This window comes from Domibacillus epiphyticus, assembly GCF_001975785.1.
Taxonomy (GTDB): domain Bacteria; phylum Bacillota; class Bacilli; order Bacillales; family Domibacillaceae; genus Domibacillus; species Domibacillus epiphyticus.
Genome location: NZ_MSFI01000001.1, coordinates 216727 through 232812, shown reverse-complemented (window position 1 = coordinate 232812; position 16086 = coordinate 216727). Strand labels below are relative to the sequence as shown.

The 16086-nt window shown below is 43.6% G+C and carries 18 protein-coding genes; 4 read left to right on the top strand and 14 right to left on the bottom strand.

Going from position 1 to position 16086, the window contains the following annotated elements; translation table 11 throughout:
• Positions 1-36 precede the first annotated feature (36 nt).
• Together BTO28_RS01160 and BTO28_RS01155 are read right to left on the bottom strand one after the other, a co-directional pair.
• Positions 37-252 (bottom strand): helix-turn-helix domain-containing protein, encoded by a 216-nt coding sequence (locus tag BTO28_RS01160; RefSeq protein WP_076763196.1) that lies wholly within the window; start codon positions 250-252, stop codon positions 37-39.
• A gap of 154 nt (positions 253-406) precedes the next feature.
• Positions 407-652 carry a hypothetical protein gene (locus BTO28_RS01155; RefSeq protein WP_076763194.1) on the bottom strand — a complete coding sequence of 82 codons (246 nt, stop codon included), beginning with the start codon at positions 650-652 and terminating at the stop codon, positions 407-409.
• Positions 653-736: 84 nt separating this feature from the next.
• Between BTO28_RS01155 and BTO28_RS17035 the strand changes: the two genes are divergently transcribed.
• Positions 737-1030 (top strand): hypothetical protein, encoded by a 294-nt coding sequence (locus tag BTO28_RS17035; RefSeq protein ID WP_158068770.1) that lies wholly within the window; start codon positions 737-739, stop codon positions 1028-1030.
• Positions 1031-1054: 24 nt separating this feature from the next.
• Here BTO28_RS17035 and BTO28_RS01150 read toward each other — a convergent pair whose 3' ends face one another.
• Positions 1055-1408 (bottom strand): hypothetical protein, encoded by a 354-nt coding sequence (locus BTO28_RS01150; RefSeq protein ID WP_076763192.1) that lies wholly within the window; start codon positions 1406-1408, stop codon positions 1055-1057.
• A 237-nt stretch (positions 1409-1645) separates the two neighbouring features.
• Here BTO28_RS01150 and BTO28_RS01145 point away from each other — a divergent pair, with 237 nt between their 5' ends.
• Together BTO28_RS01145 and BTO28_RS01140 are read left to right on the top strand one after the other, a co-directional pair.
• Positions 1646-2548 carry a hypothetical protein gene (locus BTO28_RS01145; protein WP_076763190.1) on the top strand — a complete coding sequence of 301 codons (903 nt, stop codon included), beginning with the start codon at positions 1646-1648 and terminating at the stop codon, positions 2546-2548.
• A 302-nt stretch (positions 2549-2850) separates the two neighbouring features.
• Positions 2851-4014, top strand: a complete 1164-nt coding sequence (locus BTO28_RS01140) for a site-specific integrase (RefSeq protein WP_076763188.1) — start codon at positions 2851-2853, stop codon at positions 4012-4014.
• 118 nt (positions 4015-4132) lie between these two features.
• Here the strand turns inward: BTO28_RS01140 and glnA are convergent, their stop codons facing one another.
• From glnA to BTO28_RS01125, 3 genes are all read right to left on the bottom strand, one after another.
• Entirely contained in the window at positions 4133-5467 is a 1335-nt protein-coding gene (gene glnA / locus BTO28_RS01135) for a type I glutamate--ammonia ligase (protein WP_076763187.1), read from the bottom strand.
• Positions 5468-5515: 48 nt separating this feature from the next.
• Positions 5516-5911, bottom strand: a complete 396-nt coding sequence (locus tag BTO28_RS01130) for a MerR family transcriptional regulator (protein ID WP_076763184.1) — start codon at positions 5909-5911, stop codon at positions 5516-5518.
• A gap of 248 nt (positions 5912-6159) precedes the next feature.
• Positions 6160-7422, bottom strand: coding sequence for a methionine gamma-lyase family protein (locus BTO28_RS01125; protein WP_076763424.1), 1263 nt, complete (start codon positions 7420-7422; stop codon positions 6160-6162).
• 154 nt (positions 7423-7576) lie between these two features.
• Here BTO28_RS01125 and BTO28_RS01120 point away from each other — a divergent pair, with 154 nt between their 5' ends.
• On the top strand, positions 7577-8179 hold the full coding sequence (locus tag BTO28_RS01120) for a trimeric intracellular cation channel family protein (RefSeq protein ID WP_076763422.1): 603 nt from the start codon (positions 7577-7579) through the stop codon (positions 8177-8179).
• Between the two features lie 60 nt (positions 8180-8239).
• On the opposite strand, the gene BTO28_RS01115 is transcribed toward BTO28_RS01120, so the two are convergent.
• The 8 genes from BTO28_RS01115 to BTO28_RS01080 all read right to left on the bottom strand — a co-directional run bounded on the left by BTO28_RS01115 (position 8240) and on the right by BTO28_RS01080 (position 16082).
• Positions 8240-8872 carry a TetR/AcrR family transcriptional regulator gene (locus BTO28_RS01115; RefSeq protein WP_076763181.1) on the bottom strand — a complete coding sequence of 211 codons (633 nt, stop codon included), beginning with the start codon at positions 8870-8872 and terminating at the stop codon, positions 8240-8242.
• Between the two features lie 50 nt (positions 8873-8922).
• A complete protein-coding gene (locus BTO28_RS01110) occupies positions 8923-9825 on the bottom strand; it encodes an AAA family ATPase (protein ID WP_198936725.1) in 903 nt (300 codons plus the stop codon).
• Between the two features lie 77 nt (positions 9826-9902).
• Positions 9903-10136, bottom strand: a complete 234-nt coding sequence (hfq, locus tag BTO28_RS01105; RefSeq protein WP_076763179.1) for an RNA chaperone Hfq — start codon at positions 10134-10136, stop codon at positions 9903-9905.
• Between the two features lie 42 nt (positions 10137-10178).
• Positions 10179-11123 (bottom strand): tRNA (adenosine(37)-N6)-dimethylallyltransferase MiaA, encoded by a 945-nt coding sequence (gene miaA, locus BTO28_RS01100; RefSeq protein WP_076763176.1) that lies wholly within the window; start codon positions 11121-11123, stop codon positions 10179-10181.
• Between the two features lie 52 nt (positions 11124-11175).
• Positions 11176-12801, bottom strand: coding sequence for a glycerol-3-phosphate dehydrogenase/oxidase (locus tag BTO28_RS01095; RefSeq protein ID WP_076763173.1), 1626 nt, complete (start codon positions 12799-12801; stop codon positions 11176-11178).
• A gap of 142 nt (positions 12802-12943) precedes the next feature.
• Positions 12944-14434 (bottom strand): glycerol kinase GlpK, encoded by a 1491-nt coding sequence (glpK, locus tag BTO28_RS01090; protein ID WP_076763170.1) that lies wholly within the window; start codon positions 14432-14434, stop codon positions 12944-12946.
• A gap of 12 nt (positions 14435-14446) precedes the next feature.
• Positions 14447-15262, bottom strand: a complete 816-nt coding sequence (locus BTO28_RS01085) for an MIP/aquaporin family protein (protein ID WP_076763168.1) — start codon at positions 15260-15262, stop codon at positions 14447-14449.
• Positions 15263-15521: 259 nt separating this feature from the next.
• Entirely contained in the window at positions 15522-16082 is a 561-nt protein-coding gene (locus tag BTO28_RS01080; protein WP_076763165.1) for a glycerol-3-phosphate responsive antiterminator, read from the bottom strand.
• Between the last annotated feature and the right edge of the window lie 4 nt (positions 16083-16086).

The following is a 16086-nucleotide window of genomic DNA, read 5'->3' as shown; positions in this document are numbered from 1 at the left end:
ATTTAGTATATAATCTATTTCCAACCTTCTAGAATGTTATTGGTATTCCTTAAACTCTCGTATTAGCAATGGGTCAATCTTTTTCTCCTCACAAAGTTTCAATAATAAAATCCTGGCAATTTTATTAGGGACAGCTTTCTGATTTTCCCACCTATTTATAGTAGAAAAACTTACATGCATTGCAGTAGCGAATTCACTTTGAGTCATTTGCATTTGAAAACGTACCTTTTTAATTAATTCATGCAGTTCCATTACTCTATCCCCCTCTTTATCAACAATATAGCATACGCTATATTTTGACTCAAATGAAACTATAGTCATATACTCTGAAATGAGTTTATGTATTCGTCTATGCACACAAGGTGACAGAGCATAAAACAAGTTACCGCTAAATCCCCTTAAATTTTTAAAATACTAAAGTGGAGCGTTGGATTATTAGCCAATCTAGAATATCAAAAAACATGTTGAGCTGGATTAATAACAGGTTTTTCTCTGCAAAAGTTTTAGCTTGTGTCAACGATCGGTGTAAATGATGAACTCCCCTCTCATATTCCGTACAAACTGCCATTAAAGCAAAGTCACGTTGCCACTTCCAGAGTTCCATACTCTCAAAGTCTTTATCTACAATTTCCTCAATGTCGCCTATGTTCATTTATTGTTACACTCCATGCTTAACATTCGGATTTCCTATTATGTAAATAAATTCTATCCAATTATGACTATACTCCAGAATATCTTGAACTACCAGAAATATATTCCTTCTAGTTATAGTTTAATAGCAACAGATAAAATACTTGGAACAGCGAAAAGAAGCCGGGATGAAAGTTTTGGCTTCTTCTACTTGCAGTGCTTGCTCTTCGGCTTCTTGTGCGCTCGGTTAAAGTATCCGGATCGCGTAAACCGCGCTGGTGCAGCTGGCAATCGTTGCGATCCTGAAGGATCAGATCTATGTCATCTCCTTTCATCGACGACCAAAGAACAGCCTGTCAGAAAAGTGCTTGTCAAAGCGAAAAGGAAAAGCGGCTTATAACAATTTGGAGCTTGTGAGAAATTGTTATGTACTGCTTTGACGGACCTTGACGAGCGCCGTTGACATGCTAGGATGAAACGACGAAAGGAAGAATACAACGGAACCACACAGCGGCAGCTTTAAAATTTGATTTCGATAATCAAATTTTAAAGCTGCCGCATCCCAATCCAAGCTCAATGAGACAATATCTTTAATGCAGTATGATCCACCTTCCAGTTCCAATCGCCCGCGAAACGAATTTAAGCTCTGGACAATCCCATAAAAAGTCGATTCATTAAAAGCCTGAACCTCTACACGGACCGGTATTTGACAGGTAAAAGACGTATAAATAATACGGTTATAAATATCATGTTCCTGTGCGCCAAAATCTTTATGCATCCGTTTCTTTTTTTATCCTGTAATAGAAGAGCTCGTTCGTGAAAATCAGATAAAAATAAAAGAGCAGCTGGAGATCTTTCTAAAAAACAACTTCACCAAACTCTCCTTTTATGTCTTGAATGCAGAAGACATAAAAAAACAAGGGAAACCATCCGATATATTTAGAGATAACAAGTTTTATAGACAATTTGTAATTGGAACATCAAGGCGTCACAAGATCGAGGAGTTGAATACATCATGTTAAAAAAATCACTATTGGGCTTCTTATTCCTTTTTTTATTGGGGGCTAACGGCATAGTGGGCTATATCCTCTATGATCATTTCACAGAAGACCGCCTCTCACTGTCCAAATTAGATCAGGAAAGCATGGATGTTATAAACATCATCGCGAAAGCTACAGACGGCATCCGGAACGGGGCTCCGATTAGAAGCAAACGGGGGATCATGCCTAACGAAGACTATGAGGCGGTCATGGATTATATGAATAAGTATAGTGTGCTCCTTGACGAGGATTCAAGTCCTAAAGAACATGGGTACACCGAATCAGAACAGGCATTAGTGAATTATGTGGCACGCCTTTTTGTCAAATACGGGCTGATGAATGAACAGTTTATCCTTGGCGATACACAGTTCGCCTCGTCCATCATGGATGGACTGTATGAAGATTTGGACAAAGCGACCTCTATCCTTTGGCTGGCATCACAAAAATCCCTGACTATGGATGGTGTCAGTGGAGAAGATGAACTGGACACCGAAGAAGCGATGGATGAGCCAGAAAAGGTAGAGGAAATGCCTGAATACGATGATGAGGAGAAAATAGAAACACAAAAAACAGAGGGTTTGGATTCTGAAGAGAATATGAACACAATGAATGAAGTCGTGGCGGATAGTCCTAGCTTTCCCACCAATCTTAGACCAGAAGGTGACCTTGTAGGTAATCCTAACAGCCCATACGCTTTGACCATAGAGCAAAGAGAGGACTTAGAACATCTGGTGGAAAACGAACTGGGGGCGGACTTTGTCTTTGACCCGAACAAAGACTACGACACCGCGGGCTGGCCTGACGCCATGATCGAGGCCCTGATGGCCGCGGATACGTTATACTATGATGCAAAAGGCGTTCCCTCCCCCAATAATTGATGATAGGTTACTTTTTTAGGACACTATACTTCATAGTGTCCTATTTTTCCTGTTACATTTCAAAAAAATAAATAAACAACATAAAAATTTCTCAAAATAAATAGACGTACAATTGCTATGTCCTAAAATGGCCAGTTCTAATAAGAATAGGTACTACCATAATTCTTTTTGATGATTAAAATACAACCTTTGCAATAAATCCTCTTCTTCGTGTAAAGATGCACTAATATTGTACCTACAGCTGTCTGGAAAAAGTACATTATTACCTTTACGCTCAAATAAAGAAGGAAAGGAGAATGCAAATGGCTAGTATTCGAAAGTATAAAAAAAATGGTGAAAAAAAAGCGTATTATGAATACCGGATTCGCTATAAAGATCCTATAACACATGAATATAAAGAAAAATCCAAAAGAGGTTTTATATCATCAATCGAGGCCCAAATTGCTGCTGCAGAAGAAGAAAAAAGAATTCTAGAAGGCTTTGAAGTCAATGAAAAAGTATATACCCTGCAATCGTTTTTAACTAATTGGCTGATGGAATACAAGCATGGTTCAGTCCGTAAAAATACTTACCTCGTACATGAAAGGAATATCCAAAATCACATTGTTCCATATTTTCAAAATCTCCTGTTAAAAGATTTAAAGCCCATTATGTACCAAAAGTTTTTAAATCACCTAACTGATAAAGGCTACAGCAAACGAACTGTGGAAATCGTCCATGGAACAATGTACAACGCCATGAGTAAAGCAGTTATTCTGGACATTCTACAAAAAAACCCTTGCTTAGGTGCAACTGTTAAAGGTACGGAAAAGAAAAAAGAAATCGAGTTCATTGATTCTGCTGATATTCCGGTCTTTCTACAGGCAGCTTACCAGGATAACTATCTTTACTGGCTCTTTTTTATGTTGCTTATTGAAACTGGGATGCGTAAAGGAGAAGCCGCTGCCCTCCAATGGACAGATATTGATTTAAAAAGGAAAACAATCTCCATTAATAAGACACTGGACTTTGATCCGAAAGAAGATGAAGAGTTGTTTGGAGATACAAAAACACATAAGTCGAAACGAATCATCACCATCAGCCAGTCTTTAACCAATACTCTTCAATTTCATTTGAAATACCAGAATCAAAATAAGCTGGCGCTGAAGGATTTCTACAACCATGATTTAAATCTTGTTTTGTGTCGTAATGATGGAAATGTCATGCCTAAATCCACTCTCTTTAATTCCTTTGCCCGAATATTGAAAAAAGCAGGTCTCCCCCAGCTTTCTATCCATTCACTGCGACATACCCATGCAGTCCTTTTACTGGAATCCGGCGCCGATATGAAGTATATCCAGGAACGCCTCGGTCACGGGAGTATGGGTATTACGGCAGATGTGTACTCACACATTTCAAAAAAGCTGGAACAGGGGAATCTAAAAAGGTACGAGGATTATTCAGAGCAGCTTTTTAAAAGAGAATAACATCTTGTGGGTGTTTTGTGGGTGCGGGGTTTTCCGCACTCTTTTTTTTAGTGTTTCACCCACAATTTAAAACATAGAAAAACCCCTTGAAGCCATACGGCTCAAGGGGTTGAGTCACTTAGTACATTGACATGTATTGCTCGCGCTCCCAAGGGTGTACTTGTGTGCGGAACATATCCCATTCGATTTCTTTTGCTTCGATGAAGTGCTCAAGGATGTGTTCGCCAAGTGCGTCTTTGATGGCGTCGTTCTTTTTAAGGGCATCAAGTGCAGCGGCAAGTGTTGCTGGAAGGTCGCGTACGCCTTCTGCTTCGCGCTCTTCTTTGTCCATTGCATAGATGTTGCGGTCTACTGCTGGCGGCGGCGTCAAGTTGTTTTTGATTCCGTCAAGGCCGGCTTTCAATAGAACAGCCATTGCAAGGTACGGGTTAGCTGCCGGGTCAACGCTGCGCACTTCTACGCGTGTGCTCATGCCGCGTGAAGCCGGGATACGGATTAACGGGCTGCGGTTTTGGCCAGACCATGCTACGTAGCAAGGTGCTTCATAGCCAGGTACAAGACGCTTGTATGAGTTAACTGTCGGGTTGCAAATCGCTGTGAATGCTTCAGCATTTTTCACGATACCCGCGATAAATTGATACGCTGTTTCGCTCAATTGAAGCTCGCCGTCTTCTTTGTAGAATGCGTTTTTGCCGTTTTTAAATAAAGACAAGTTCATGTGCATGCCTGAACCGTTTACGCCGAACAATGGTTTTGGCATGAATGTTGCGTGCAAGCCGTGCTTGCGTGCGATTGTTTTCACCACAAGTTTAAATGTTTGGATATCATCGCATGCTGAAATAGCGTCCGCATATTTAAAGTCAATTTCGTGCTGGCCTGGTGCCACTTCATGGTGAGATGCTTCAATTTCAAAGCCCATTTCTTCAAGCTCAAGAACGATGTCGCGGCGGCAGTTTTCACCAAGATCCGTCGGTGCAAGGTCGAAGTAGCCTCCGTTATCGTTTAGTTCAAGTGTAGGTTCACCGTTTTGGTCCAATTTGAAGAGGAAGAATTCCGGTTCAGGCCCAAGATTGAAATCAGTGAAGCCAAGCTCTTCCATTTCTTTCAGAATGCGTTTCAAGTTTGCACGAGGGTCACCAGAGAATGGTGTGCCATCTGGCGTGTAAATGTCGCAGATTAAGCGTGCTACTTTGCCTTTTTCAGCTGTCCAAGGGAATACAACCCATGTGTCAAGATCCGGATAAAGCTTCATATCTGATTCTTCAATGCGGACGAACCCTTCGATGGAAGAACCGTCAAACATCATATCGTTATCAAGTGCTTTATCAAGCTGGCTTACAGGAATTTCAACGTTTTTGATTGTACCAAGAATATCCGTGAATTGAAGACGGATAAATTTTACGTTTTCTTCTTCAGCTAATCGTTTAATATCTTCGCGAGTGTACTTGCCCATGTTCGTTCATTCCTCCTCAAATATGTAAAACCTTATATGGCAAAAGAATTAGTGGAAAAACCGTCTGTCGATTCCCGAAGAGCGGTTGAAACGTCCGGCATTGATTAATTCTTTCCGGAGCAGCTTCCGCAGTTCTTCATCGGTGAACTCTTTTTTCGGCTTTGCACCACTTTCTTTTGTAACTGATTGTAAGTCTTGCGATTCATCTTTCAGCAAAATTTTTTTAATACCGGCCATGTTGATTCCCTGATCGAGCAAGTCTTTGATCTCGAGCAGGCGGTCAATGTCGTTCAATGAATAAAGACGCCGGTTTCCATCAGAACGATCCGGGGTAATTAAATGATGCTGCTCATAATAGCGAATCTGCCTGGCTGTTAAATCTGTTAGTTTCATAACGGTTCCCATTGGAAAAAGCGGCATTGTCCGGCGAATATGGCTGCTCATGTTTTCCCCTCCTCTTTCTCTGATACACTTACTATATAACATGTTATTTATGTTGTCAATAACATGTTATGTTTTATTACATTAAAAAATTTCTTTTTAAGAGGATTGTTTTATTACTGGAACCTTTATTGATTTTGCCCATTGATTATGAAGTTTACACTTCGAAAAAAAGAAAGACAAACCAGCCTTCAAATGAAAGATTTGAACGTTGATTTGTCTAGGATCTTTTCTCTTTAAACGAGAATTTTTTATAAATGATTCTTTTCGATTAAATGATCGATCGCACTCGTGACGGCAATCTTTACGTGGGCATAGGTAAGCCCGCCCTGTACGTACGCAGCGTATGGAGGCCGCAATGGACCGTCCGCTGTCAATTCAATGCTCGCCCCCTGCACAAATGTGCCGGCTGCCATAATCACATCATCTTCATAGCCCGGCATATAGGCAGGAAATGGCGTGACATGCGAATTAACAGGAGAAGCAAATTGAATTGCCTGGCAGAACGCCACCATTTTGTCACGGTCGTCAAATTGGACGGCTTGAATTAAATCCGTGCGCGGTTCGTTCCATGACGGGGTTGTTTTCATGCCAAACAGTTCAAGCATGGCGGCTGTAAAAATCGCGCCTTTTAAACTTTCAGCCACGACGTGAGGTGCGAGAAACAGCCCTTGATACATTTCCTGGAGGCTGTAAAGACTCGCGCCTGCCTCCGCACCAATTCCCGGGGATGTCATACGATAAGAACAGCTTTCCACATACTCTTTTTTTCCGGCGATGTAGCCGCCCGTTTTGGCGAGTCCTCCACCTGGATTTTTGATTAAAGAACCGGCGATTAAATCTGCGCCTGCATGGAGCGGTTCTGTCTTTTCAACAAATTCACCGTAGCAGTTGTCTACAAACAGCACTGCATCCGGTTTGATCTCTTTCACAAAACGGCACATTTCACCGATTTCTTCTATTGTAAAAGACGGTCTGACGGCGTACCCTTTTGAACGCTGGATAGCCACCATTTTTGTGCTGCTGTTGATGCTTTCACGAATTTTCTCGAAATCCGGACGGCCTGTTTCATCAAGATCAACATGGCGGTAGGTAATGCCGAATTCCCGCAGTGATCCATTTGAAGGCCGGTTGATGCCAATAATGTCATCGAGCGTATCGTAAGGTTTTCCGGTAATATATAAAAGTTCGTCACCCGGCCGTAAAATGCCAAACAACGAAATCGTAATGGCATGTGTGCCGGAAATAATTTGCGGACGGACGAGTGCACTCTCGCCCCCGAATACGTCGGCATACACCTGCTCAAGTGTTTCACGGCCTGAATCATCGTAGCCGTAGCCGGTGGATGGATTGAAATGAAAATCACTCACCTGGTTTTTTTGAAAGCTTTTCAGTACACGAAATTGGTTATATTCAGCTGTCTGTTCTGCTTGTTGGTGGACAGCGGCAATTTTTTGCTCGGCTTCTTCTGCTTTATCACGAATCAGCGTGCCATTTTTTAATAAATCAAACATACTAGTCATCGTTGGCATCCTTCTTTCTTGTTCACTTGTTTCATCATAGCAAAATCGCTCTTTTCTTAAAAGAAAAAGTAGCCGGAAGTCGAATGATGTATTATAATAAATCCGAATATTTTACATTTTGAATGAAAGAAGGTTCGGAATGGACATTACATGGGAAGTGTTTACGGTGATCGGAACGATTGCCTTTGCCATTTCAGGGGCAATCGTTGCCATGGAAGAAGAATACGATTTGTTTGGCATATATATACTAGGCATGATTACCGCTTTTGGCGGTGGAGCGATTCGAAATTTATTAATCGGCGTTCCTGTCTCCGCATTATGGGAACAGGGCGAATTTTTTACCATTGCGATTTTATCCATTACAGCTGTCATCTTATTTCCACAAAACCTGCTTCGCCACTGGCCGGTTTGGGGAAACTTTTTTGATGCGATTGGACTGTCGGCGTTTGCCATTCAAGGAGCGCTGTACGCAGCAGGCATGGGGCATCCGCTAAGTGCGGTAGTCGTGGCAGCTGTATTAACCGGAAGCGGCGGCGGCTTAGTGCGGGACGTGCTAGCTCAAAGAAAACCGGCTCTTTTGCGGGACGAAGTATACGGTGTATGGGCGGCGCTCGCTGGTGTGTTTATTGCGCTCAGCGATTCACAATCACCTGTACATCTTATTCTTTTATTCTTGTTGATTACGACGCTGCGAGTTCTTTCGTATAAATTTAGCTGGCACCTGCCAAAACGCACAGTGAAACTATGAAAAAAAGCACTTGCCATACATGGGGCAGGTGCTTTTTTACATAAAAATAAAAGAGCCAGCTTATGCAGGCTCTGTTTTCAATAAAAATTGTTCCCCTTTTCCCGATTTCAACGCTTCTTCTGTCAAAAGGGAATGGAGCATCATATCGTTGAAAATGCGGGCAATCGTTTCGATTGACAGCTCGCCTTCTTTTTTAAACCATTTATACATCCAGTTGATCATGCCCATAATGGCCATCGTGGAAATTTCCGCGGGCACTTCAGGCCGGAAATCACCGGAAGACTGACCTTCCCGAATTGCTTGAAAAAGCAGTTTACGGTATTCATCCCGCTTTTCATTAATCTGCTGTTCGAAATCCCCTTTTAAATACGTACTTTCCTGATAAAATACCGTAATATGAGGTTTATACAGGTCAAATATTTTCGTAAATGACGTAATGATTGCACACAGCCTTGAAACAGGATCGGATTCTTTATCATATGTTTCTTTTGCTTTATTGAGCAAATACGAGATAAACACATCGTGGATATGATAAAGGAGCTCATCTTTTGACTTGAAATTGTGATAAAAGCCGCCTTTTGACGTACCGCATTCATCAACGATCTGGTCGACCGTGACTCCGTGGTAGCCGTGCTTTTCAAACATAACTAAGGCAGTTTCAATGATTCGTTCTTTAACAGGTTTCTTTTTCATCATCAACATCCTTTTCGATATTCTATCATATGTGTCATATTTGTGACAATTTAAAAGTCTTCTCCTTTTAATAATCTCAGTTCTTTTTTGGAAAAAGACGTCTGCTTCATTAAACGAAGTGCATGATTTCTGGCCGCTTTTTCAATCATCGTACGGATGTTGCGCCCGTTGGCGAAGCGGAATCCTTCTTTTCTCTTTTCTTCCGTTATTTTATTCATGAGAATTGTTTTCGCTGCAGCATCAATATCATAGCATTTTTCACGCGCGATCATTTCCGCTATTTGATAAAGGTCCTCCACGTCATAATCTTTAAAATGATGCGTGATCGGGAAACGGGACTGCAATCCCGGATTGAGTGTTAAAAAGTGCGCCATTTCCCTTGGATAGCCGGCTAAAATTAAAATGAAATCGCTTTGATGATCCTCCATTTGTTTTACAAGTGTATCGATCGCTTCTTTTCCGAAATCTTTTTCGCCGCCGCGGGCCAGCGAATAGGCTTCGTCAATAAACAGCACACCGCCCATTGCTTTTTTAACAAGGTCACGCGTTTTTTGTGCTGTATGGCCGATGTATTCACCGACCAGATCCGCCCGCTCCGCTTCAATAAAATGCCCTTTTTCTAAAATGCGCAGCCGTTTAAACATCGTTGCGATTAAACGTGCCGCGGTCGTTTTCCCGGTGCCCGGATTCCCGGTAAAGAGCATATGAAGCATTTGCCCTTTCGTTTCAATGCCGGCTTCCATTCGTTTTTTGTTAATGTACGCCGCTGCATACAGTTCACGGACGAGTATTTTTAAATCGGCGAGTCCGATTAAATGCTCCATCTCTTTTTCAATATCAAGAAGTGTTTCATGGTCAGGGTGACGGCGCCAGTCCGGTTCCGCTGCCGGCGCCGCTTTTTCTTTCGGCTGCAGGACGACATGAATGCGGCCCGGTTGATTCATCTGTTTCATGACTCGCCCTCCTCTTCCTAAAATCATATGCGGACGGCATAAAAAAAGACCCGCGCGTTTTGGCGGGTCTCCGTTCTTTATTCTTGTTCTTCAAAATTTAAGCTTACACTTCGTTGAGGAGCAAATGTAGAAATGGCATGTTTGAATACAAGCTGCTGCTTGCCTTCTGTTTCGACCAGAACCGTAAAATTATCGAATCCTCTAATATGGCCGCGGAGTTGGAATCCATTTAGTAAAAACACTGTGACCATTGTGTTATCTTTACGCAGCTGGTTTAAAAATTGATCTTGAATGTTAATTGGCTGTTTCATGCTTCGTCCTCCTCTTTCTATCTATATGCATTATTATTTATTCTATCTTAGATTCAGCTTTCCTGCCAGCCATTCGCATATTTGTTGTTTTTTTTCATGGCGAAGCGCCTCATCTGTCACATCCACCCATTCAAGATCCATCTTATTACGGAACCATGTCAGCTGCCGCTTCGCGTATCGGCGGGAATTTTGTTTTAGCAGCTCGACCGCTTCTTCTAATGGCTGCTCACCTTTTAAATACCCGAATAATTCCTTATAGCCGATCGCCTGAACGGCCGGGACATCCTTTAGTCCGAGCTCATACAGCATTTTTGCTTCCGCTAAAAGTCCGGCTTCCATCATGATGTCGACACGTTTGTTAATTCGTTCATACAAAACGCTCCGGTCCATTGTTAAGCCGGCAATGGCACTGTCGTATTTTTCATCGGGTTTTTCTGTGCTTTGCTGTTCGGATGCCGGACGGCCTGTCGTACTATATACTTCGAGGGCTCGGATCGTACGGCGCACATTATTCGGATGAATGGCGTCCGCCGATGCCGGATCCACTTTCCGCAATTTTTCGTGAAGTGCATCCGCACCGAGGGATTCCGCTTCTTCCTCCAACTGTTTCCGGATTGTCTCATCATTGCCGTTTTGCGCAAATTGGTAATCATACAGGACCGATTGAATATAAAGCCCTGTCCCGCCGCATATGATCGGCAATTTGCCTCTGGCGTTTATATCCGTTATTTTTTCACGTGCAAGCTGTTGAAATTCAGCTGCTGAAAACGATTCATCTACGTTTTTAATATCGATTAAATGATGCGGCACACCATCCATTTCCGATGTTGTCACTTTCGCTGTGCCAATATCAAGCCCGCGGTAAATTTGCATAGAATCTCCGCTGATCACTTCTCCATTTAACTGCTTCGCCGCAAAAATACTCAAGTCCGTTTTGCCCGAAGCAGTCGGTCCGATAATGACCGCTACTTTTTCTTTCGTCAACATGTCTCACAGCCTTCTTCATTGTCAGTATCCCTATTATAGCGGATTCACACTTTTAAGAACAGGCGGCGATTTCCTCTTCCAATTCACGTATATGTGCTTCTTTTTCTGTTTCCGTCCAGCCGAACTGTTCAGCGAGAAGGTTTGTACATTCGTCTTTGTATTTGCGGACCGTTTGAATGTCAAATAACAATGCGCCCGTGCGGCGGATGAAAAAGTCAGCCGGCGTATAAGCCATTTCTTCTTCGATGGCGTACATAAGCTGTGCATACAAGACATCCGGCAAGGTACTTGTTGTGTTTTTATGTGCAAAAAGATTGTCAACGTTTGACCCGTACATTTTGGCTAAAAAGCGGGCTTCGTCTTCTGAAAATCCTTTCTCTATGCCATCAGCTGTTTTTACTTTAATAAACGACGGGAACTTCGCTGAACCGCCCACTTCGCCGCCTGACATCGGCAAATTTTTTGTTTCTGACGGACTGTATAAAATGCCGACCTCTTCTTTTAGCCGTTTCGCCACAAGATCCACAATCATTTCCGCCATTTTCCGGTAACCGGTTAATTTTCCACCCGCTATCGTCAGCAGCCCTGTCTCCGATTCCCAAATTTCATCTTTCCGTGAAATGTCTGATGGATCTTTTCCTTGTTCATAAATGAGCGGCCGCACACCGGACCAGGATGATTCAATGTCGGATTCTTTTACATCGACAGTTGGGAACATGAAGCGAATTGCTTCAAGCAAATAGGCCCGGTCCTCGGCCGTCACATCCGGCCGGATAGGGTCCTTCGTATAAAACGTGTCGGTCGTGCCGACGTATGTTTTTCCATCCCTCGGAATGGCAAACACCATTCGTTTATCCGGTGTATCAAAGTAAACGGCTTGATGAAGCGGGAATACCGACTCATCTATGACAATGTGGACCCCTTTTGTGAGGCGGAGCTGCTTTCCATTTTCACCGCCGTCTTTTTTGCGGACGGAATCAACCCAAGGTCCCGATGCATTGACGACTTTTTTTGCGGAAATGGCAAAGCGGGAGCCATCGATCTGGTCCACTGCTTCAATGCCGGCAACTCGCCCGTTTTCATACCGGAATTGGTCCGCTTTCACATAGTTCAGACAAAGCGCCCCTTTTTCCACTGCTTTTTTCATTACTTCAAGTGTTAAGCGTGCATCGTCTGTCCGATATTCTACGTAGTAGCCGCCGCCTTTCAGCCCTTCCGTTTTGACAAGCGGTTCTTTCTGTAATGTTTCGGATACCGTCAGCATCGAGCGCCGTTCAGATCGTTTTACACCTGCCAGAAAATCATATACACGAAGGGCGGCAGACGTCGTAAATTTGCCGAATGTGCCTCCTTCATGAAGCGGCAGCAGCATCCATTCTGGCGTTGTCACATGTGGACCGTTTTCATACACGATCGCCCGCTCTTTTCCGACTTCTGCTACCATTTTTACTTCGAACTGTTTTAAATAGCGGAGGCCGCCATGAACAAGCTTTGTTGACCGGCTTGATGTCCCTGCCGCAAAATCCTGCATATCAATAAGCGCAGTTTTCATGCCGCGCATCGCTGCATCAAGTGCAATTCCAGCACCTGTTATGCCGCCTCCGATGACAAGCACATCAAACGTATCACTTTTTAATCTGTCTATGTTTTGTTTTCGGTTTTTATTTGAAAAGTTCATTTCGTCATCCCCTTGATTGTCATTTACCCGTAAAAAGACAAAAAGAGACCTGAATATGCAAAACAGTAAGCGCTGTTTTGCTTTCAGGTCTCTCCAATTCTCCGGACAATGTATTAACTTATTTTCATTCTAGCATAGTTGTTTATTGGAATGCAATAGCTGCCTTCACCGCTTTTTTCCATCCGCTGTATAATTCATTCCGGACATCCGCCTCCATATTGGGCGCAAATGTGCGCTCTACCTTCCAGTTGCGGGCAATTTCGGAACGATCGCTCCAAAAGCCGACAGCAAGACCGGCCAAGTATGCTGCGCCAAGTGCGGTCGTTTCATTGACGGTTGTCCGTTCAACCGGCACATGAAGAAGATCACTCTGGAATTGCATTAAGAATGCATTCATAACCGCTCCTCCGTCGACGCGGAGTGTTTTTAATGATATCCCTGAATCAGCTTCCATTGCTTCCAATACATCTTTCGTTTGATAAGCAAGTGATTCAAGCACCGCCCGGATAAAATGTTCTTTTTCCGTTCCACGGGTTAAGCCGAACACTGCACCGCGCACATCACTTTCCCAGTACGGCGTACCAAGCCCGACAAATGCTGGTACAACATACACACCGTCAGTTGATGCAACACGTTCTGCATATCTCTCGCTGTCACCGGCATTTTTAAACATGCGAAGCCCGTCACGAAGCCATTGTATCGCAGAACCTGCCACAAAAATACTGCCTTCAAGTGCATACTCGACTTTCCCATCGATGCCCCATGCAATGGTTGTTAATAATCCGTGTTCAGACTTCACCGCTTTTTCACCCGTGTTCATGAGCATGAAACAGCCGGTGCCGTACGTATTTTTGGCCATTCCTTCATCGAAGCAGGCTTGTCCAAACAAAGCCGCCTGCTGATCGCCCGCTGCACCTGCAACCGGAATTTCCTGGCCGAAAAAGTGGAAAGGCGCTGTTGTCCCATACACGTCGGAGGAAGGCCGAACTTCCGGCAGAATGGACGATGGCACATCTAAAATGTCAAGAAGCTCCTGATCCCATTCCAGCGTGTGAATATTAAATAGGAGTGTTCGGGACGCATTTGAGTAATCCGTTACATGTGCCGCACCGCCAGTCAGTTTCCAGATGAGCCACGTATCAATTGTTCCGAATAACAATTTTCCCTGCTCCGCCTTCTCGCGGGCCCCTTCCACGTGATCGAGTATCCATTTCACTTTCGTACCAGAAAAATAAGGATCAATCAGCAACCCTGTTTTTTCGCGGAATATCTGGTCATGTCCATTTTGTTTTAATTCAGAACAAACATCAGCTGTTTGACGTGACTGCCATACAATCGCATGATAAATCGGACGTCCTGTCTCCTTATCCCAAACGACGGTCGTTTCACGCTGATTCGTAATCCCGATGGCTTCAATCTGGTTCGCTTGAATGCCTTTTTCACTTAAAACAGATGCTATGCAAGACAAGACAGACCCCCAAATTTCGTTTGCGTCGTGCTCGACCCAGCCTGGATTCGGAAAATGCTGTGTGAATTCTTTTTGCGCTGTATGAACAATGTCACCATCTTTATTAAATAAAATGGCTCTGGAGCTTGTTGTTCCCTGGTCAATTGATAGAATATATTTTTCCATAAATAAATCCCCCTATTTCTGTATATACACTTGAACAGCTGAACCGGCTGACATGTACTTAATTAACAAAATGAGAAGAGCAGATGAGGCTAACGCAATATAGAAGGCACCTGTTCCTTCATGCAAGAAAAAGCCTTTGTAAAAAAAAGCGGCTAAAATGGAACCAGCGACCGGACCGAAAACAGGCACCCATGCATACTTCCAGTTCGAATGCCCCTTGCCCGGAATCGGCAGTAAAAAATGGGCAATACGGGGACCGAGGTCACGGGCCGGATTGATCGCGTATCCTGTCGTCCCGCCAAGCGACAATCCAATTGCGGTAATTAAAAAGCCGACGATCAATGGGTTCAGCCCATCTGTAAATTGATTCGCACCAATGGTTAAAATTCCTGTAATTAAAATAAACGTCCCGATCATTTCACTTATCATGTTTGCGTACGGACGATCAATTGCCGGTGATGTGGCGAACACACCAAGTTTTGTACCGGCGTCGCTTGTTTCTTCCCAGTGCGGCAAAAAGTGCAGGTAGATCACAGCTGAACCGATCATCGCGCCGATCATTTGCGCTGTTACATATAATACAACATCTGACCATGAAAAGGTACCAATGACAGCAAGTGCCAGCGTAACAGCCGGATTTAAATGGGCACCGCTTACACTTCCGACCGCATAAACCGCCATCGTGACGGCAAATCCCCAGCCAAACGCAATCACCACCCAGCCGGCACCTGCAGCAAACGACTTTTTCAAGCTTACATTCGCACATACTCCGGCACCAAAAATAATTAACAATGCCGTTCCTATTAACTCTCCCATAAATGGTGTCATATCCTCATCCCTTTCTATTTCACTGCCTCTGTACCCTTGTATTGTAAAAAAGGCGGAACAACAAAAAACTCACACTGCTCCCTCTGCGGGTGTCAATGTGAGTCTCCATGTTCTCTTTCACAGTTTTATTAACTTGTAATCTATCGTACACGCTAATGGAAGCGTTGTCAAATGGTTTTCAGCGGGATGTTTCCGTTAATAAGGAATCTGAAGTCATATTTAAACGCTGCGTGATTCCCTTTTGGAAATCACGCAGCACTTATTTCCCTTCGAATTCTTTCCAAAGTGCTACATCGGAAGTGGTCACGGCGGATGCACCGGCTTCGAGTGCTGCGGTCACTTCTTCTTTCGTTTCAATTAATCCCCCTGCAAAAATGGGCTTGCCGGTTTCGCGGCGAATCGCCTCAATTATTTTCGGCGCTACACCCGGCAGCACTTCAATAAAATCCGGATTCGCTTTTCCTGCGAGCTTGACACTCCGGCTTAACGCATTCGAATCAAGAATAAATGCCCGCTGCGTGGCAATAAGCCCTTTTTGCTTCGCTTTAACAAGCGCCGATCCTTTTGTAGAAATGATGCCGAACGGCTTCGCATACCGCGCAATAAACTCCACGCCGTGTTCATCCCCTGCCAATCCGCTGATTAAATCGAGATGGACGAACATGTTCTTTTCATTTTGCCGGGCCAAATCCATGACACTTTTCACCATGCCGATATGCAAATCCAAAAACACGCCGTACTCATAATTCATCGAAAGCATTTTTTCAAAATCTTTCATCGACCGGATCGCCGGCAAAATCTTTTGCCCGTGAAATGACATAGTA